General features: G+C 68.5%; 19 protein-coding genes. 9 read left to right on the forward strand and 10 right to left on the reverse strand.

From position 1 onward, the window contains the following. Nucleotides 1-49 precede the first annotated feature (49 nt). Entirely contained in the window at nucleotides 50-772 is a 723-nt protein-coding gene (locus tag ACZ5BU_RS03070) for an SDR family oxidoreductase (protein WP_465695081.1), read from the reverse strand. A 77-nt stretch (nucleotides 773-849) separates the two neighbouring features. Between ACZ5BU_RS03070 and ACZ5BU_RS03075 the strand changes: the two genes are divergently transcribed. From ACZ5BU_RS03075 to ACZ5BU_RS03085, 3 genes are read left to right on the forward strand one after another with little or no spacing between them, the layout of a single operon-like run. After that, entirely contained in the window at nucleotides 850-1,434 is a 585-nt protein-coding gene (locus ACZ5BU_RS03075; protein WP_465695082.1) for a TetR/AcrR family transcriptional regulator, read from the forward strand. A 13-nt stretch (nucleotides 1,435-1,447) separates the two neighbouring features. Then, nucleotides 1,448-2,674: a lactate racemase domain-containing protein gene (locus ACZ5BU_RS03080; RefSeq protein WP_465695084.1), complete on the forward strand. Its 1,227-nt coding sequence runs from the start codon at nucleotides 1,448-1,450 to the stop codon at nucleotides 2,672-2,674. Nucleotides 2,675-2,709: 35 nt separating this feature from the next. Beyond that, nucleotides 2,710-4,161 (forward strand): flavin-containing monooxygenase, encoded by a 1,452-nt coding sequence (locus ACZ5BU_RS03085; RefSeq protein WP_465695085.1) that lies wholly within the window; start codon nucleotides 2,710-2,712, stop codon nucleotides 4,159-4,161. Nucleotides 4,162-4,319: 158 nt separating this feature from the next. On the opposite strand, the gene ACZ5BU_RS03090 is transcribed toward ACZ5BU_RS03085, so the two are convergent. The 4 genes from ACZ5BU_RS03090 to ACZ5BU_RS03105 all read right to left on the reverse strand — a co-directional run bounded on the left by ACZ5BU_RS03090 (nucleotide 4,320) and on the right by ACZ5BU_RS03105 (nucleotide 6,297). After that, complete coding sequence (locus ACZ5BU_RS03090) at nucleotides 4,320-4,787, reverse strand: Imm1 family immunity protein (protein WP_465695086.1); 468 nt, start codon at nucleotides 4,785-4,787, stop codon at nucleotides 4,320-4,322. A gap of 8 nt (nucleotides 4,788-4,795) precedes the next feature. Further along, nucleotides 4,796-5,533, reverse strand: a complete 738-nt coding sequence (locus ACZ5BU_RS03095; protein ID WP_465695088.1) for a DddA-like double-stranded DNA deaminase toxin — start codon at nucleotides 5,531-5,533, stop codon at nucleotides 4,796-4,798. Nucleotides 5,534-5,598: 65 nt separating this feature from the next. Continuing rightward, on the reverse strand, nucleotides 5,599-5,859 hold the full coding sequence (locus tag ACZ5BU_RS03100; protein WP_465695089.1) for a hypothetical protein: 261 nt from the start codon (nucleotides 5,857-5,859) through the stop codon (nucleotides 5,599-5,601). Between the two features lie 249 nt (nucleotides 5,860-6,108). Beyond that, nucleotides 6,109-6,297, reverse strand: coding sequence for a hypothetical protein (locus tag ACZ5BU_RS03105; RefSeq protein ID WP_465695090.1), 189 nt, complete (start codon nucleotides 6,295-6,297; stop codon nucleotides 6,109-6,111). A gap of 169 nt (nucleotides 6,298-6,466) precedes the next feature. Between ACZ5BU_RS03105 and ACZ5BU_RS03110 the strand changes: the two genes are divergently transcribed. Next, nucleotides 6,467-7,804, forward strand: coding sequence for a helix-turn-helix domain-containing protein (locus tag ACZ5BU_RS03110; RefSeq protein ID WP_465695092.1), 1,338 nt, complete (start codon nucleotides 6,467-6,469; stop codon nucleotides 7,802-7,804). Nucleotides 7,805-8,213: 409 nt separating this feature from the next. Here the strand turns inward: ACZ5BU_RS03110 and ACZ5BU_RS03115 are convergent, their stop codons facing one another. Beyond that, on the reverse strand, nucleotides 8,214-9,587 hold the full coding sequence (locus tag ACZ5BU_RS03115) for a cystathionine beta-synthase (RefSeq protein WP_465695093.1): 1,374 nt from the start codon (nucleotides 9,585-9,587) through the stop codon (nucleotides 8,214-8,216). A 78-nt stretch (nucleotides 9,588-9,665) separates the two neighbouring features. On the opposite strand from ACZ5BU_RS03115, the gene ACZ5BU_RS03120 reads away from it, so the two are divergent. Both ACZ5BU_RS03120 and ACZ5BU_RS03125 read left to right on the forward strand, forming a co-directional pair. After that, a complete protein-coding gene (locus ACZ5BU_RS03120; protein ID WP_465695094.1) occupies nucleotides 9,666-10,697 on the forward strand; it encodes an SGNH/GDSL hydrolase family protein in 1,032 nt (343 codons plus the stop codon). 136 nt (nucleotides 10,698-10,833) lie between these two features. Continuing rightward, complete coding sequence (locus ACZ5BU_RS03125) at nucleotides 10,834-11,064, forward strand: DUF4287 domain-containing protein (RefSeq protein ID WP_465695096.1); 231 nt, start codon at nucleotides 10,834-10,836, stop codon at nucleotides 11,062-11,064. Nucleotides 11,065-11,118: 54 nt separating this feature from the next. Here the strand turns inward: ACZ5BU_RS03125 and ACZ5BU_RS03130 are convergent, their stop codons facing one another. After that, a complete protein-coding gene (locus tag ACZ5BU_RS03130) occupies nucleotides 11,119-12,093 on the reverse strand; it encodes a VOC family protein (RefSeq protein WP_465695097.1) in 975 nt (324 codons plus the stop codon). 115 nt (nucleotides 12,094-12,208) lie between these two features. Here ACZ5BU_RS03130 and ACZ5BU_RS03135 point away from each other — a divergent pair, with 115 nt between their 5' ends. Both ACZ5BU_RS03135 and ACZ5BU_RS03140 read left to right on the forward strand, forming a co-directional pair. Further along, nucleotides 12,209-13,360, forward strand: coding sequence for a cation:proton antiporter (locus ACZ5BU_RS03135; protein ID WP_465695098.1), 1,152 nt, complete (start codon nucleotides 12,209-12,211; stop codon nucleotides 13,358-13,360). Further along, nucleotides 13,357-14,388: a DUF2252 family protein gene (locus tag ACZ5BU_RS03140; protein ID WP_465695100.1), complete on the forward strand. Its 1,032-nt coding sequence runs from the start codon at nucleotides 13,357-13,359 to the stop codon at nucleotides 14,386-14,388. Before ACZ5BU_RS03135 ends, ACZ5BU_RS03140 begins: the two co-directional genes overlap by 4 nt. A 53-nt stretch (nucleotides 14,389-14,441) precedes the next feature. On the opposite strand, the gene ACZ5BU_RS03145 is transcribed toward ACZ5BU_RS03140, so the two are convergent. Beyond that, on the reverse strand, nucleotides 14,442-15,266 hold the full coding sequence (locus ACZ5BU_RS03145) for a Bax inhibitor-1/YccA family protein (protein ID WP_465695101.1): 825 nt from the start codon (nucleotides 15,264-15,266) through the stop codon (nucleotides 14,442-14,444). 121 nt (nucleotides 15,267-15,387) lie between these two features. Further along, nucleotides 15,388-15,777 carry a winged helix-turn-helix transcriptional regulator gene (locus ACZ5BU_RS03150; RefSeq protein WP_465695103.1) on the reverse strand — a complete coding sequence of 130 codons (390 nt, stop codon included), beginning with the start codon at nucleotides 15,775-15,777 and terminating at the stop codon, nucleotides 15,388-15,390. A 66-nt stretch (nucleotides 15,778-15,843) separates the two neighbouring features. On the opposite strand from ACZ5BU_RS03150, the gene ACZ5BU_RS03155 reads away from it, so the two are divergent. After that, nucleotides 15,844-16,755, forward strand: a complete 912-nt coding sequence (locus ACZ5BU_RS03155) for an NADP-dependent oxidoreductase (RefSeq protein WP_465695104.1) — start codon at nucleotides 15,844-15,846, stop codon at nucleotides 16,753-16,755. Nucleotides 16,756-16,771: 16 nt separating this feature from the next. Here ACZ5BU_RS03155 and ACZ5BU_RS03160 read toward each other — a convergent pair whose 3' ends face one another. Further along, on the reverse strand, nucleotides 16,772-17,539 hold the full coding sequence (locus ACZ5BU_RS03160) for a DUF4118 domain-containing protein (protein WP_465695105.1): 768 nt from the start codon (nucleotides 17,537-17,539) through the stop codon (nucleotides 16,772-16,774). Nucleotides 17,540-17,553: the final 14 nt, after the last annotated feature.

Below are 17,553 nucleotides of genomic sequence, written 5' to 3' on the forward strand. Positions count from 1 at the left end.
AGTGATGCCCCGATCGTGAGCCCTGCAAGGGGTTTGGTCAACAGCCGCGTCACAACTGGGAGCCGCCGGTAGCGTCCAGCGTCTGCCCGGTTACCCAGCGCGCGTCGTCGGAGGCGACGAACGCCACCACGTCCGCGACCTCCTCCGGCTCACCCACCCGGTCGAAGACCGAGTACGCCGCAGCCGCCCGTGCCGCGGCAGGATCCGCCAGCCACCCGTTCATCGCGGTGTCGATGATGCCTGGGGCAACGGTATTGACGGTGATCCCACGCGGCCCGAGCTCCTTGGCCAGCGCCAGCGTCAGCGTGTTCAACGCGCCCTTCGTCATCGAGTACGCCGTATCCTCCGGGAACGCGATCCGGGTCACGCCGGACCCGATGTTGATGATCCGCCCGCCGTCCCGCAGCCGCGGAATCGCCTGCTGGACAAGGAAGAACGGCGCCTTCGCGTTCACCGCGAACAACCGGTCGAACCACTCCGGCGTCACCTCGGCGATCGGCAGGTGCCGCCCGATGCCCGCGTTGTTGACCAGGATGTCCAACCCGTCGGCATGCCGGTCGAACTCCGCCCACAACGCGTCCACCGGCTCGCCGAGCTCCGCCTTCACCAGGAACCCCTCTCCGCCGGCCGCCTCGACCGACCGCAGCGCCGCGGCAGCCTCCGCATCCGAGCGCCCGTAGTGCACTCCGACACGTACGCCGTCCCGCGCCAGCCGGAGCACGATCGCCCGCCCGATCCCCCGGCTGCCACCCGTCACCAACGCCGTCCGCATCCCGTCATCCTTTCTCTAATGATCACTACAGAAAGGACGGTAACACATTCTCTAACGATCGCTATAGAATGTCCGCCATGACCGAACCACGCCGCGGCCGGCCGCGCTCCTTCGACCGGGAGGCAGCCCTCGAGCAGGCGCTGCAGACCTTCTGGGACCGTGGCTACGACGCCACCTCGGTCACCGACCTGACCACGGCCCTCGGCATCGGCGCCCCGAGCCTGTACGCCGCGTTCGGCGACAAGCGGAAGCTCTTCGACGAGGTCGTGCACCGCTACCAGGACACGCACGGCGCGTTCACCTCCCGCGCCCTCGCCGAGGAACCGACGGCCCGCCGTGCGATCGAGCGGATCCTCCGCGAGGCCGCCTCGGAGTACGTCGGCCGCGGCTGCCTGATCATCAGCGCCGCCCAGAACACCGTCCCGGCGTCGCACGAGGTCGCCGAGCACCTGCGGACCATCCGCCGGCACAACCGCGACGTACTGCGCGACCGCATCCAGCAGGACATCAACGCCGAACTGCTCCCTGACGGAACCGACGCCGACGCGCTGGCGACCTTCTTCGCGGCCACCATCCAAGGCATGTCCCAGCAGGCGCGCGACGGCGCGACGCAGGACGAGCTCATGGCCGTCGCCACGACTGCCCTCAATGCCTGGAGGTAGGTAGGGTCGGAGCGTGACCAAGACGGCGGTGATCGGTGGAGCGGGTCAGGTTCTGACCGAGGACGAGGTGACGGCGTTCATCGGGGACGCCCTGGCCGGTGCGGGCCTGGAGGGCCGCAGCGTCTGCGTGATCATTCCGGACGCCACCCGCAGCTGCCCGCTTCCTCTGCTCCTGAAGGCTGTCACGCAAGCTCTGAAGGGCAGTCAGGTCACGATCTTGGTTGCCCTCGGCACCCATGCGGAGATGACCCCGGAGCAGCTCCGCACACACCTCGGCGGCGACTACCCGAACGTGCTCAACCACGAGTGGTGGAAGCCGGACACGTTCGCCGACCTGGGAACGATCAGCCCGGACCGGGTCGGCGAGATCTCGGACGAGATGCTCCGCGACGAGGTTCCGGTACGGCTGAACCGAGCGGTCGTCGAACACGACGTGGCGCTGGTCGTCGGGCCGGTGTTCCCGCACGAGGTGGTCGGCTTCTCGGGCGGCAACAAGTACTTCTTCCCCGGCGTCGCCGGCCAGGAGGTGATCGACTTCTCGCACTGGCTCGGCGCGCTGATCACCAGCTCGAACATCATCGGTACGCCGGGCATCACCCCGGTTCGGGCGCTGATCGACGAGGCCGCCGCGCTGATCCCGGCCGAGAAGCTCGCGCTGTCGGTGGTCGCCCAGTCCGGTACCGACAAGCTGCACGCGGTCGCGTTCGGCGACACCAGCGAGTCGTGGCGGGCGGCCGCCGAGATCTCTGCGCTGACCCACGTCCGCTACCTCGACCACCCGGTGCAGCGCGTGGTGTCGGTGATGCCGCCGAAGTACGCCGACATCTGGACCGCGGCGAAGGGGTTCTACAAGCTCGAGCCGGTGGTCGCGGACGGTGGCGAGGTGATCCTGTACGCGCCGCATGTCACCCAGCTCGCCGCGATGCACCCGGAGATCGAGGAGATCGGGTACCACTGCCGCGACTACTTCCTCGGCCAGTGGGAGAAGTTCCGCGATCTGCACTGGGGCGTCCTCGCGCACTCGACGCACCTGCGCGGCGCCGGCACCTGGGACCCGGCGACCGGCGAGCACCTGCGCGTCCAGGTCACGCTGGCGACCGGCATCGACGAGGAGGTCGTACGCGCAGCCAACCTCGACTACCTCGACCCAGCGACCGTCGATCTCAAGACGTACGAGGACGACCCCGACACGTTCGTCGTCCCGAACGCCGGCGAAACCCTCTACCGCCTCAAGGCCTAGCCGCTGCACCTGACCCGCCGGTAACCTCGGCTGGTATGGCTGAGGTCGTGATCATCGGGTCCGGGTTTGCCGGTTTGTGCATGGGGATCAAGCTCAAGCAGGCGGGCTGCGAGGACTTCGTCATCCTGGAGAAGGCCGGCGACCTCGGCGGTACCTGGCGGGACAACACGTATCCGGGCTGCGCCTGCGACATCCCGTCGTACCTCTACTCGTTCTCGTTCGAGCAGAACCCGCGCTGGAGCCGGATGTTCGCGCCCTGGGACGAGATCCTCGCGTACCTGCGCCACTGCGCGGACAAGTACGGCATCGCGGACAAGATCCGGTACGGCGCCGAGGTGACCGAGGCCGTCTTCGACGAGGCGAGCGGGCGCTGGACCGTCACGGTCAACGGCGACGAGACGATCGAGACGCAGGCGCTCGTGACCGGTGTCGGCAGCCTGCACCGCCCGAAGCTCCCGGACATCCCGGGCCTGGATTCCTTCACCGGTACAACGTTCCACTCGGCGCAGTGGGATCACAGCCAGGACCTGCGCGGGCGGAACGTCGCGGTGATCGGGACGGGCGCGTCGGCGATCCAGTTCGTACCGCAGATCGCGCCGCAGGTCGCGCAACTGGACGTGTACCAGCGCACGCCACCGTGGGTCACACCGAAACCGGACCGCGCGATCACCGGATGGGAACGCAAACTGCACGAACGGTTCCCCGCCGGCCAGCGCGCGATCCGCAACGCCGTCTACTGGGGTCTGGAAGGTCGCGGCGCCGGCTTCGCCGGGAACCCGAAGTTGATGAAAGGCCTTGAAATACAGGCGAAACGGCACCTGCACAAGCAGGTCACCGATCCGGAACTGCGCGCGAAGCTGACCCCGGACTACCAGATCGGCTGCAAGCGGATCCTGATCTCGAACGACTACTACCCGGCGCTCACCCGGCCGAACGTCGGCCTGGTCACCACGCCGATCGCACGGGTCACCCCGACCGGCGTGGTCACGGCCGACGGCACCGAGCGGGCCTGCGACACGATCGTGCTCGGCACCGGGTTCGACGTCTCCGCGAACCTCACCCGGATGCCGATCCTCGGCAAGGACGGCGTCGACCTCGCCGACCACTGGAAACGCAACGGCATCGGCGCACACCTCGGCATCACGGTCGCCGGGTACCCGAACCTGTTCCTGCTGGTCGGCCCGAACACGGTACTCGGCCACTCGTCGATGGTCTTCATGATCGAGGCCCAGGTCCGGTACGTGCTGCAGGCCCTACACCTCCTCCGCCGCCGCAACGCGACGTACGTCGAGGTCCGCGAGGAGGCCCAGGACCAGTTCGTCGACAACGTCCAACGCGAACTCGACACCACGGTGTGGCACTCAGGCTGCACCAGCTGGTACCTGGACGCCAACGGCCGAAACTCCACCATCTGGCCCGAATGGACCTTCACCTACTGGCGCCGCACCAGAAAACTCGACCCTTCCGACTTCGCGATCGTCCACTAGAAACAACACCGCTCCCGGCGAAAGGACACCGCTTCGCGGCGGCAGTCCTATTGCCGCCTTCGGCGGGGCGCCAAGTCCCCCGCCGAGCACCAAGCCGCCGGCGAAGCAACCCGGCGCATCCAGGGCACGTCGATCAACAGCCTCACGGGCAACCCGGCTCAGCTCGGGTCGGCGAAGGCATCCCAGCCTTCAACCTGCTGCGGCTCGTCGTTCGTCTGTGACTCATACCGCGTCCACGAGACGCAGCCGGGGCGCTGTCCGGTCGCCAGGAACTCGATGGCGGCATCGCGCGCCGCCTCTAGGGCGATCGCACTGTCAGTGGCCATCGCGGTAGGCACGGTCCCGTAGTCGAACTCCGCGTTCTGGGGGCTTGCGAGGGTCCCCGCCGAGTCGTACCGCTCGCCACCCTTGCCTGGCTCGTGGAACACCAGGGAGCTGAAGGGCGCGCCGAGCCCAACCCACATAACGGTTGCCGCGTACGGCGAGTCCGACTCGCCCCTGATGACCAGTTCCAGCCAGATCGGCCGACCGTGCGTGGCAGCCTTGTCCATCAGGGCTTCGAGCTGCTCGCGTACCTCGACGGTCTGGCGTACCTCATGGTCACCGACTTGGTAGTTTGCTTTCACGCTCGCGCTCACTCGGGCTCGCCCTCGTCTCCGATGTAGATCTTGCGGCCACCTGGCCAGTACACAGTCAGCTTCGCTCCTGGCGGAAGCTGGTACTTCAGAGTGTTGTCGCAGCCTAGTGGCTGGTCTTCGTCATCCAGGCCGCACGGCTTGTTGTTCAGGTAGAGCGTCGCCTCCCGTGGCGCACCCGATCGGCGCATGAGCGCCGCCGCATGTCCTTCGACGTGGTCCCTCGCGACCGACAGTCTGGCCAGCCAGCCGGTGAGGCCGGGGCCTTGTCCTCCTGGCCCCTTGGATCCGCTCACCAGATGAATCTGTCCTCTGCCGTCCGTCCTGGTCAGGATGCCCCGAGTCGGACCCACGTTGTTCGGCCGCGTCGGGAGACGCTTGAAGATCTCCTCCATGAACGGCGCAGGCTCCTCGGGTACTTCCGGGCTGCGACTGGTCGGGCTACGGCGGGCGTCGGTCGACGATCGGCCGCCAGCGGTGAGCGGGTTCCGGTCGACTGAGCGCGGGCCCGGCGCACCAGCTCCATCAGGAGTGCTGCCCACGAGGCCCTGAGCCCATCCGAGCGCGTTCGGTGGCGCCATCGACAGGTACTGCGCAGCCTGGTCACATGCACGAGCGGCGGCGTCCAACTGCTGGGCGGCCATGGATCCGCGGCTGCCCGCCAGCTGCATGACCAGCGCCGCGTTCTCGCGACACCTTGCCGCCGTCCGTTGCAGATGCGCCACCACGCTGGGCACCTCGTCGAGCGTATCGACCAGACCTTGGGCAACCCGTTGAAGTTCGGATGCCACGCCGCACGCGCCTAGATCTGATCGGCGTAGCGGGCACAGGCGTCCGATGCGATCGCCAGGGACTCGGCCGCCTGCTCGACCGCCCTCCCGGCCGCGTCCAGGATCTCCGAAATCGACCGGTCGACGCCGGTCGACGTACCCGCGATCAGCGCCTGAACCTGCTGCGAGTTCTGGGCGAAGCGCAGCTTGAATCCTTGCAGGCCGCCTCCGGCCTGCTTGGCGTCCGTCGCGATCTGGTGCAGTTGCTCCTTCAGACGTTGCACATCAGACATAACTGCTTCCTCACTATTGGGAGGGTCACCGTGGGGCAGGCATCGAACGCCTCCGCAAGATCAGCGCCATCACGTCCGCAGCTACGTCTCCGTCTGAGGGATCAGAGAGGACAGTGCGAGCGGGAGATTGGAAGGCGCGACCGACGCAGATTCAGGGGCATATCGGTACGTCAGCCGCGCCGGTCTGTTAGGTCCGACCGTCCATATCGAACAGATCGGGGCCGCGGAATCGGTACAACTCGCCGCGCCTCATCGCCCCACCAGCTGCTCGGTCGGCACCGGCGCGCTGGTCACCCGGCAGGACTTCCACTGCCGACGCATCGCGTCCTCGAACCACTCCGCCTTGGCCGTGGGGAACGTGTTCTCGATGATCAGGTGGCCGCCGAACCAGACCTGAACCGAGCGCATGCCGTCCACATCTTCACCCAGCTCGCTCACGTCTGCGTCCTCCCTGTCTGTACCTGTCAGGTATGCGATTCGCATGCCTCCAGAACACCAGCCGGGGAGCGCCGGGATGTAGACGTGACCACTCAGAGTGCAACCGGCTTGCACAACCTGCAAACATGGGTCACGCTCGAATTCCAGCTGCCGTGGATCGAGGTGACCGGTGAACGCTCCTTCCGCCTGGACCACGATGTCGGCCGTCACACAGGCAGCCAACAGCGGCGACTTCGGCACCGTCCTGCGCACCGCCCGCGCGGCCGCCGGACTGACTCTGAAAGACGCGGCCCGCCTGGCCGGGATCTCCGCCTCGACGCTCAGCCGGATGGAGACCAAGGCCGGCCGGGCCTGGGACGTGCGCGATCTGCGCCGCCTCGCGGAGGTGTTCGGGATCCCTGAGCATCTGTTCGGACTGTCGCGACCGATCTCCAGCATGAGCACCGCTAGCCTGAGCGCAGGTGTCGATGAGGATGGTGATTCGATGCGCCGACGCGAGCTGCTCGCGACGACCGCCGCGGTCGTGACCGGCGCAGCAGTGCTGCCTCTGGGCCAGGCGGCCGCCGCGCACGGCATGGTCGACACCATCGAGGACGTGCTGTTCGGGCGGGCCACCGCCGCACCCATTCCCGATCACCAGCTGGCGGCGCAGATCGCCGCAGCCCGCGCCGACTTCCGCGCCACCCGCTACAGCCAACTGGCCCGTCGCCTGCCCAGGCTGCTCGCACAGGCAGTCGCCGGCCGTGACTCCGCCTCGACCAGCAATATCGGACCCGCGTCCACTCGGCTGGCGCAGGCCTACAGCCTTGCTACCGAGCTGCTGGTCAAACTGCATGACGACGGGATGGCATGGGCCACCGCGGACCGCGCAGTACAGGCCGCCCGAGCCGGCGACGACCCGCTGACGCTGGCCGAGGCCCGGCGCTGGGCGGCCACCGTGATGCGGCGAACCCACCATCGCGACGGTGCACAGCGGCTCATGCTCGACGCGGCAACGCAGCTACAGGCCGATACCGGCCTGACCGATTCCGGAACCGCCGCCACGTACGGCCAGTTGCTCGCCGCCGCCTCCTACACAGCCGCGCTGCGCGACGACCGCGACAGCGCCTGGACACTGCTCAGCGAGGCCGAGACCGCCGTACGCCGAACGCGCCTCACCAAGAGCGACCGCTTCAACATGCTCGAACTCGCCGTCTACAAAATCAGCGTCTCGCGGGTTCTCGGTGACTTCGGCACGGCCGTCGACTACGCCCGCCTGGTCGACCCGGCCGGCATCACCGCCCCCGAACGTCGTGCCCGTTACTGGGAAGACACCGCCCTCGCCCTCCACGGCCGTGGCAACAGGCAAGCCGCATTCCAAGCGCTCCTCACCGCCGAACGAGACACCCCACAAGAAATCCGCTTCCGTCCCTGGGCGCAGCAACTGACCCGCGATCTGCTCTCCGGCGACCGCAGCAACAGCCTTCCAGGCGTACGTGACTTCGCCGGCCGCATCGGCACGCTCTGAACATCGAGGGGCCTGCATCGCCGCCATCTGGCGTTCGTGCCGGCGATCCTGGCCGCGAACCACGACGCCACGGGAACAGTTGCCCACGGCGTAAACGTTCCGCTCCTCAGCGGTAGCACGCCGCCGGAGGCGGCCAACAGACGGCCGCCGCGCAGCGGTGTCCTTTGCGCGCGGAGGCGTCGTCCACTAGGGGACGACCCGGACTCCTGGAGTAGGAGTCCGGGCGACTAGGCGTACGACCTTGGGATGAGTGGAAGACCGATCCCGGGGCCGATGTCTCAGGGCTTCAGGTGAAGGACTCTTGGGACATGGACATTCTTCAGATCGCAGGCGCGGCAGTCGTGGTGATCGGCATCGTGATCACCGCGCTGATCGCCATCATCCCGTCAGTCGTAGACCGCTAAAGACCTCAGTCGGCGGACAGATGGACCAGTAGGTCCTGCCGGGTCAGTACGCCCACCGGCTTGCCGTCGTCCAGCACCATCAGGGCGTCCCGACCCTCGAGCAGCTCGACCGCCTTGGTCACCGGTTCGCCGGCGCCCAGGGACGGCAGCGCCGGGTCCATGTGCAGCTCGACCATATCGGCGAGTCGCGCCTTGCCGGAGTACAACGCGTCCATCAGCGTCCGCTCCGACACCGCGCCGGCCACCTCGGCCGCCATCACCGGCGGCTCCGCCCGGACCACGGGCATCTGGGACACGCCGTACTCGCGCAGGATGGCGACCGCCTCGGCGATCGTCTCGTGCGGGTGCGTGTGCACCAGCGGCGGCAGGCTGCCGTCCTTGCCGGCCAGTACGTCACCGAGCGTAGTGCCCTGCCTCGCATGTGCGAGGAATCCGTACTGCGCGAGCCAGTCGTCGTTGAACACCTTCGTCAGGTAGCCGCGGCCGCCGTCCGGCAGCAGTACGACGATCACCGCGTCCGGGTCGTCCAGCTCGTGGGCCAGCCGAATCGCAGCCGCAGCGGCCATCCCGGCCGAGCCGCCGACCAGCATCGCCTCTTCCCGGGCGAGCCGCCGGGTGAGCGCGAACGAGTCCGCGTCGGAGATCTCGATCACCCGGTCGCAGATCTCCCGGTCGTACGTCTCCGGCCAGAAGTCCTCGCCGACGCCCTCGACCAGGTACGGCCGGCCGGTACCGCCGGAGTACACCGAGCCTTCCGGGTCGGCCCCGATGATCTGGACGCGACCGTTCGAGACCTCCTTGAGGTACTTGCCGGTGCCGCTGATCGTGCCGCCGGTGCCGACACCCGCGACGAAATGCGTGATCTTGCCGTCGGTCTGCTCCCAGAGCTCCGGGCCGGTGGTCTCGTAGTGCGAGCGGGGGTTGTTCTGGTTGGCGTACTGATTCGGCTTCCAGGCGCCCTCGATCTCGCGGACCAGCCGGTCGGAGACGTTGTAGTACGAGTCGGGGTGCTCAGGTGCGACCGCGGTCGGGCAGACGACCACCTGGGCGCCGTACGCCTTGAGCACGTTGCGCTTGTCCTCGCTGACCTTGTCCGGGCAGACGAACACGCACTTGTAGCCCTTCTGCTGGGCCACCATCGCGAGCCCGACACCGGTGTTCCCGGAGGTCGGCTCGACGATCGTGCCGCCGGGCTTCAGCTCGCCCGAGGCCTCCGCGGCCTCGATCATCCGGACCGCGATCCGGTCCTTCACCGAGCCGCCGGGGTTGAAGTACTCGACCTTCGCGAGGACGAGCGGCTTGGCACCGTCGGTTGTCTTGGTCAGCCTCACCAGCGGGGTGTTGCCGACGAGGTCCAGGAGTGATTCTGCGTAGCGCACGATCTTTACTGTAGTGATACGAGACGCTTTGCCCTATTTTCACTTGCGTCGACGTAACTGCGTGTAATCCTTGTCCTTATGAGTAGAGCCAGGGCAGCCAAGAAGCTGGCCCAGGCCGCAGCCTTCGGGGGCGGGGGACTCGGACTCATCGGTGCCACGTTGTACGGCGTACTGACCGCTGAGGCCGAGTACGCGAAGCGCGTGATCGGACCGACGAGGTACTACCCCACTCCGGGCAACGGTCTGTACGGCCGGTATCCAGGACATCCGATCACCTTCGCCATGCTGGGCGACTCGAGCGCCGCGGGGTACGGCACCGACTCGCCGGACGAGACTCCGGGGGTGTTGCTCGCCTCCGGGCTGGCCGACCTCGCCGAACGTCCGGTGCGACTGGTCGACGTGTCGAAGACCGGGGCGAAGTCGACCGACCTGGCCGGTCAGGTGGACACTGCCCTGCAGGCCGGACCGCACATCGCCGTCATCCTGATCGGCGTCAACGACGTGAAGGCGAAGATGCCGCCGTCCACGTCGGTCCGGTTGCTGTCCGCCGCCGTCCGCCGGCTGCGCGCCGCGAACTGTGAGGTGGTGGTCGGTACCTGCCCGGACCTGGGCGTGGTCCGGCCGATCGTGCCGCCGCTGCGGTGGGTCGCCCGGTCCTGGAGCCACCGGCTGGCCGCCGCTCAGACCATCGCAGTCGTCGAAGCAGGCGGCCGCTCCGTGTCTCTGGGCTCGTTGCTCGGCGAGGTGTTCCGGACCAACCCGTCGATGTGGGGCCGGGACAACTTCCACCCGTCCGCGACCGGGTACGCCGCCGCCTCCGCGGCGCTGCTGCCGTCGGTGGCGGCCGCGATGGGCATCGGGTCGGACTCGTTCGTACACCCCGAATCGTTCCGCGGCGAGGCGATCCTCCCGGTCGCGCAGGCCGCCGTACAGGCCGCTCGCAGTCCGGGTACGGAGGTCGCCGCCACCGAGGTCGCCGGTCGCGAACGTGGTCCCCGTGGCCGCTGGGCCGCCCTCCGGCATCGCCGTCGCCATCCCAAGGCCGAGGTCGACCGGGTCGACGGCGAGACGCTGTCGGAAAATTCGGAAAGCGTGCCGGTCGGTCAATAGTTGTTGGGGTTGTGCGTCCGCTGAGCGGGGACTTTCATACTGTGCTGCCTCATTTTGATGGAGGGAGTCTTGCCTCCGGGCAGCCAGGTGGTGCACAGTCGATAACTACGCGGTACCCCGATGACGGGAGGCGAAGATGGGCTTGAACCACTCCGAGGAGACGCATCAGCGTTTGGTGGAGGCCGTGCCCAGATGCACCGGACGCGCTATGACCGAGTGGTTCCGGCTGATGAACGACGGACCGTCGTTCCTGCGCTTCGACGACAGAGTGAGATGGCTTGCCGGCGAGTACGCACTCGCGCACGGGCACGCGACCGCCATCGTCCACGAGTACGACCTGGTCAAGGCGCATCGGCGAATGAGCTGAGCCGCAAAGGAGACAACGCGAAGACCTGCCCTTTCAGGTGGAGGGGCAGGTCTTTCACGTTTCCGTCACCATCACCTCGTTTCCCTCCGGATCGGTGATCAGGCGGGACTTCTCTCCGGTCAGCTCGAAGTGGATGCGGTTGCGCTGCGGGCGCGGTTCATCCAACTGCTGGAAGAACAGCACGGGGTTGAGGCCGCGCGGGTCGTAGATGTCGTTGACGTTCGGCCGCGGGTCCTGTTCGTAGCCGAGGAGCTCGATCCAGAACGCCCGTACAGCTGGGATGTTGAGCGCGTCGACGCCGAACTGGACGAAACGCAGCGGCGTCGGATCGGCTTGTAGCCCGAGGTCCTTGGCCGCACCCTCAATCTGCTGCGCGAGCCCCACGAACCCCGGATCCGCGCCACCATCTTCGCCCTCCCAAGCGTCCTTGGCACTCGCGATCGTCACGCCTTCGCGGCGTACGTCGATCTGCAGCCCGATGCCCGCGCGGTCGGCCAGCTCGGCGGCAGCGATCACGAACTGCGACGGCGCGTTCGGGTAGAACACCATCGCGCTGAACAACGCGTACCAGTCGGTGGTCCCCGGCAGCCGCTCCCCCGGCACCAGGTCGACCTCGTTGCCTTCGCTGTCGGCCAGCATCACCCCGAACGGCCCGGATGGCTCGCGTCCTGCCCGCGCCGCGATCACCTGCTCCTCCGGGCGCACCACGTCGACGTGGATCCGGTTCCGGAGCGGCCGCGGCTCGTCGAGACGCCGTACCGAGAAGGTCGGGTGCCGTCGGAGCGTGTCCCCGCCGAGTACCCGGACCCAGAACTCCTGAACGGCGGCCGGGTCCGCCGCCTCGATCACGACGTCAAGCGTCTGGAGCGTCCCTGGGGTCAGGCCGAGCTCCCGCGCCGCCTCCGCGACGGTCGGGTCGTCCGCCCACACCCGCACCCCGCGCGCCCGTACGTCGACGTCCGCGGCAACGGCAGCCGCCAGGGCGGCACCGGCTGCGTGCGAGGGTGCGTCGTACCAAGCAGTCGTCATGGTCACCACCGTAGAACCGGAACCGGACAGGCTCCGTCCGGAACCCGCAGGTCGCGTCGCCCGAGTTCCTCGGCGCCGCGGATGCACAATGGCGATCTCGGGAAAGGAGCTGCGGGTGAGTTTCACCATGCTGGCGGTAGTTGTCGCGGTCGGTCTGGCCGGTCCCGTGCTCGCGTTGCGGCGCGGCTGGCACATTCCGGTCGTGCTCGGGGAGCTGATTGCCGGCGTGATTCTCGGGAAGACCGGGATCGGGTACCTGACCGCCTCCGACCCTCGGTTCGCGTTTCTCGCCGAGATCGGGTTCGGGCTGGTGATGTTCGTTGCCGGCACCCACGTTCCGGTGCGGGACGACAGTCTGCGGCGGGCGATCCGGCCCGGCCTGCTTCGCGCGGTGATCACCGGCGTCGTCGCCACCGGTCTCGCGTACGCGCTCAACGCCGTCTTCAACACCGGCCACATCGCCTTGTACGCCGTACTGATGGCCTCGTCCTCCGCCGCGCTGATCCTGCCGATCGTCGACTCGCTCGGCCTCGGCGGACGTCCTGTCGTGGAGTTGCTGCCCCAGGTCGCGATCGCGGACGCTGCCTGCATCGTTGCGCTGCCGCTCGCGATCGACCCCCCGCACGCGGGCCGCGCAGCGCTCGGCGCGCTCGCCGTCCTCGCGGCGGGCGTGGTCGTGTTCTTCCTGCTGAACAAGGCCGAGACGTCCGGCCTACGGCACCGGGTGCACGACGTGTCCGAGGACCGGCGGTTCGCAGTGGAGCTGCGAATCAGCCTGGTGGTGCTGTTCGCGCTGGCGGGGCTCGCAACGGCGACACACGTCTCGATCATGCTGGCCGGGTTCGTACTCGGCCTCGCTGTGGCGGCGGTCGGCGAGCCGCGGCGGCTGGCGCGGCAGCTGTTCGCGCTGACCGAGGGCTTCCTCGGACCGGTGTTCTTCGTCTGGCTCGGTGCGTCGCTCGACCTGCGGGAGCTCGGGACGAAACCTGAGTTCATCGGCCTCGGCGCCGCGCTCGGTCTCGGCGCCGTGATCAGCCACCTCTCCGGAAAGCTCACCCGGCAGCCGCTCAGCCTCGGCGCGCTCGCGTCGGCGCAGCTCGGCGTCCCGGTCGCCGCGGCCACGGTCGGTACGTCGCTGCACGTCCTGCAGCCGGGTGAACCTTCGGCGTTGATCCTCGGCGCGCTCGTCACGATCGCGGTCAGCGCGGTCGCGGGCGGGATTGCCGTACGACGTGGTCTGGTGGCCGAGAAGGCGGCGGCGAAATGAACGGTACGGCTGCAGCGCAGACGGCTGCGTACGAGAAATGGCTGGAGGCGCGGATCCCCGTCGTACCGGAGGATCTGGCGGTCAAGCACAAGGAGCTCGCGGCGGATCCGCTGCGTTTCCTGCGCGGGACGTACTACCTCTGGCTCGAGCGGGTCGCCGTACTCGCTCCGTCCGCACTGGAAGGGCCACAGGTGCCGGCGGTCGGCGACCTCCACGTGCAGAACTTCGGGACCTGGCTCGACCACCGCGGCGTACGGCGCTGGGGTGTGAACGACTTCGACGAGCTGGCGTGGGGGCCGCCCGCGATCGACCTGCTCCGGCTCGCCGTGTCCGCCGTACTGACGCCGGAGGTGGCGATCAGCCCGAAGCGGATCTGCCGCGTGCTGCTCGACGAGTGGCTGACCGCCAAGCCCGGCCGCGCAACGGATCTCGCCGACCCGGACGCCAAGCACCTGCGGGCGCTGGTCCCGAAGCCGGTCAGCGCCGAGCGGTACTACGGGAAGCTCAAGGACGGGCCGCCCGCGGATCCGTCCGTGCTTCCGGCCGCCGTACGGAAGGCCGTGAACGTACCGGACCCGTCCTGGCACCGGCGGCGCGCCGGGACCGGGTCGCTCGGGCATCCGCGGCTGGTCGCCGTCGGCGACGACATCGCCCGCGAGGTGAAGGCCGTCGGGCCGCCGACCGTTGCGTTCGTCGACGTCGGACTGCAGCCGGACGACCTGCTGTACGGGCGAATCCTGAGCACCGTCCGGGGGCCGGATCCGATGCGCCGGATCGACGGCTGGCAGCTGCGCGCGCTGTCGCCGGACGTCGAGCGGATCACGATCGAGTCGCTCCGCCCGCGGGCCGTCGAGCTGGTCCTGACTTCGATGGCGCAGGCCGCCGTCGACGTCCACGGAGCGCTCCCGCATCACCTGAAGGATGCGCGGCAGTACGTCGGAGCGCTGCCGGACGGCTGGCTGCTCGAGGTGACGCAGCGGTTGGTGGACGACACGAAGGCGCAGTACGAGCAGTACGCAGCCGGGTGAGAACGACGGAAGGGCCGGCCCACCTGGACCGGCCCTTCCGTTGCTCTGCTGGATCAGTCGCCGCCGCGGAGGATGGCGAGGATGCGCAGGATGTTCCAGTACAGCCAGACCAGCGTGACGGTCAGGGCGAACGCCGCGCGCCAGGCCTCGTTCTGCGGGGCGCCCTGGCGGATGCCCTGCTCGACCAGGTCGAAGTCGAGGATCAGGTTGAACACCGCGAGGCCCGCGCCGATCGCGGCGAACAGCAGGCCCATCGGACCGAAGCTGCTGATACCGGTGCTGACGCCGAACAAGCTGAGCAGCAGGTTGATCAGCAGCACGCCGGCGAAGCCCATCGTGCCGATCACGACCATCCTGGTGAACTTGGGCGTCACCTTGATCGCGAAGTACTTGTAGGTCGCCAGCGTCAGTCCGGCTGTCACCATCGTGGCCAGGATCGCCTGCACGACGATGCCCGAGCCACCGACCCAGTGGGCGATGAACTTGCTGCCGATCCCGAGGAACACACCCTCGGCCGCGGCGTACAGCATCACCAGCGCCGGGTTCACCTTGCGGGAGAACGACAGCACCATCGCGATCGCGAACGCGACCAGCGCACCCGCGAGGAACGCCGGCGTGACCAGCGCGACCGGAATCGTGAACCACGCGACCGCGGCAGCCGCCACGACCACGCCCAGGGTGATCGTGGTCTTCACGATCACGTCGTCCAGCGTCATGGGCCGGCTCGCGGCGGGCGCCCCCTGGTACTGCGGAGGCATACCCGACCCGCCGTAGCCGTAAGGAGCCTGCTGACCGTACGGAGCGGCCCCCGGATAGGCCTGCCCGTGGCCAGGCGCGAACGCACTCGACCGGTTCAGCACCGGGTTACTGCTCTGCATGTTTCCTCCTGATGACCCACATCCGGGGCCGTATCGAGATCCTACGGCCCCATCCTGAACACAATCTGAGAATCCCCGAGCGAAACCCGTAGAAATACAGGGAAATCAATCGGCGGCTAATTCATTGCTCGTTCCGGGCGTCGTAACCGGCGCGGGAGGCGTGGATTTCCCGGGCGTGCGACACCGACCACTCGGCGATCGCCGAGGTGAGCTGACCGGCGTCCTCACCGAGCGCGGTCAGCGCGTACTCCACCCGCACCGGCACCTCGGGATAGACGGTCCGGGTGATCAGCCCGTCCCGCTCGAGCGACCGCAGCGTCTGCGTCAGCACCTTCTGGGTGACGCCGTCGAGCAGCCTGCGCAGTTCGCTGAACCGGAGCGGCCGGTCGAAGCGCCGGAGCGCACCGAGGACGTAGAGCGCCCACTTGTTCGCGAGCACCTCGATCACCGTGCGCGACGGGCAGGTCCGGCCGTACGTCGCGACCCAGTCCTCGAAGATGGTGGTTTCCATGAGGTACCTAGGTACCAAACAAGTGCCTTCTTCACAAGAGATACCTGGTCGCCCACCATGATCCCTATGACGATGCGTGCGATGACGCAGTACACGTTCGGCGGCCCCGAGGTACTCGAGCCGGCCGCCCTGGAGCGACCCGTTGCCGGCGAGGACGAGGCCCTGATCCGGGTGCGGGCCGCCGGCGTGAACCCGAGCGACTGGAAGATCCGGTCAGGGCTGCTGCCGCGCTTCGGACAGCCGCCGTTCGTGCTCGGCCTGGACTTCGCCGGTACCCGGGAGGACACCGGCGAGGAGGTGTACGGCGTCGTGTACCCGCCGCGGGGCGCGTACGCCGAGTACACCGTCGCCGCCACCGAACGCCTCGCGCACAAGCCGGCCGGCGTCGACTGGGTCCAGGCCGCGGCGCTCCCGACCGCCGGGCTCACGGCGTACCAGCCGTTGGTGAATGTCGCGAAGACCCGGCCGGGCGACCGGGTCCTGATCCACGCCGCCGCGGGCGGCGTCGGCCACCTCGCCGTCCAGATCGCCAAGGAACGTGGGGCCTACGTGATCGGAACGGCACGCGCGGCGAAGCACGAGTTCCTCCGCGGACTGGGGGCCGACGAACTCATCGACTACACCACGACGGACTTCACGACTGCGGTCCGCGACGTCGACGTCGTCCTCGATCCGATCGGCGCCGAGTACGCCGTACGATCCCTCGACGTCCTCCAGCCGCACGGCATCCTGCTGGATGTCCGCGGTACCGGGCCGGACCGTGACGAGGTACGCGCGAAGGCCGCGGCGCTCGGGATCCGGTACGAGGAGTTCGGGATGGCGCCGGCCACCGCGGACCTCGACGCGATCGCGCGACTGGTGGACGACGGCACGCTGCGGGTGTCTGTCGATCAGGTGTATCCGCTGGAGGAGGCTGCCAAGGCCCACGCACTCAGCGAGAGCGGCCGCGTGAAGGGCAAGATCGTCCTCACGGTCTGACGGCGTCGCGCCAGGATCAGACGTGCGGGTCGGCGGCTCGGGTGGTGGAGAGGGCGGCGCCTACCTGGTCGGCGAGGGCGATGGCTACCAGGCGTTGTTCGAGGTCGGGGCGGGCAATTCGGGTGGCGGCGGTGAGGAGGAAGCGGCCGCGGGTCTCGCCGGCGTGCTGGACGGCCAGTTCGATCTCGGCGTTCGTCGGCAGGCCGTCGCGGTCGACCTTCAGCAGCTGCGATCCGCGGGTCACCGACCCGTCGGGGTTCAGCCTCGGCCCGCTGCCCTGGTTGCCGCCAGCAACGAACTTGGCGCCGTCGATCCCCAGGACGGCGGTGAGTTCCGCGCGGACCTGTTCGATCAGGTCGTCGATCGAGCCGCCGGCCGCCACCGCCTGCGAGGTGGTGATGACGCCGTCCAGGTACCCACGGCGCTGGGAGGCCCGGGACTGTTGCCGGTGGCCCCAGATCGCGAGCTCGGTGACGACGCCGCCGATCACCAGCAGCAGTACGGTCTGCTCGATGTCGTCCCGGCTGTTGATCGTGAACGTGTTGTACGGCTCGGTCAGGAAGAAGTCGAACCACACCGCACTTCCCACCGCGGCGAGCACACCGGGCAGCCGGATGCCGAAGGTGGCGACCGCCACCACCACGACGACCAGTAGCAGCGCGGCATTGGCGTTGTCGAAGCTGCCCCGGAGCGGCGCCAGCACCGCACAAACCGCCGGCGGAACGAGCAGCGACCCGGCCAGTACCCAGTTGCGGTAGTTCTCCACCCACCTATTGACGCGCATCCACCCACGCCGGA

This window comes from Kribbella sp. NPDC031520, assembly GCF_055580825.1.

Excerpts from the sequence above, each read along its gene's own strand:
- ACZ5BU_RS03145 (WP_465695101.1), bottom strand. The coding sequence starts at position 15,266 with ATGCAGAGCAGTAACCCGGTGCTGAACCGGTCGAGTGCGTTCGCGCCT.
- ACZ5BU_RS03155 (WP_465695104.1), top strand. The coding sequence starts at position 15,844 with ATGACGATGCGTGCGATGACGCAGTACACGTTCGGCGGCCCCGAGGTA.
- ACZ5BU_RS03140 (WP_465695100.1), top strand. The coding sequence starts at position 13,357 with ATGAACGGTACGGCTGCAGCGCAGACGGCTGCGTACGAGAAATGGCTG.
- ACZ5BU_RS03130 (WP_465695097.1), bottom strand. The coding sequence starts at position 12,093 with ATGACGACTGCTTGGTACGACGCACCCTCGCACGCAGCCGGTGCCGCC.
- ACZ5BU_RS03160 (WP_465695105.1), bottom strand. The coding sequence starts at position 17,539 with ATGCGCGTCAATAGGTGGGTGGAGAACTACCGCAACTGGGTACTGGCC.
- ACZ5BU_RS03125 (WP_465695096.1), top strand. The coding sequence starts at position 10,834 with ATGGGCTTGAACCACTCCGAGGAGACGCATCAGCGTTTGGTGGAGGCC.
- ACZ5BU_RS03085 (WP_465695085.1), top strand. The coding sequence starts at position 2,710 with ATGGCTGAGGTCGTGATCATCGGGTCCGGGTTTGCCGGTTTGTGCATG.
- ACZ5BU_RS03100 (WP_465695089.1), bottom strand. The coding sequence starts at position 5,859 with ATGTCTGATGTGCAACGTCTGAAGGAGCAACTGCACCAGATCGCGACG.
- ACZ5BU_RS03075 (WP_465695082.1), top strand. The coding sequence starts at position 850 with ATGACCGAACCACGCCGCGGCCGGCCGCGCTCCTTCGACCGGGAGGCA.
- ACZ5BU_RS03150 (WP_465695103.1), bottom strand. The coding sequence starts at position 15,777 with ATGGAAACCACCATCTTCGAGGACTGGGTCGCGACGTACGGCCGGACC.
- ACZ5BU_RS03070 (WP_465695081.1), bottom strand. The coding sequence starts at position 772 with ATGCGGACGGCGTTGGTGACGGGTGGCAGCCGGGGGATCGGGCGGGCG.
- ACZ5BU_RS03120 (WP_465695094.1), top strand. The coding sequence starts at position 9,666 with ATGAGTAGAGCCAGGGCAGCCAAGAAGCTGGCCCAGGCCGCAGCCTTC.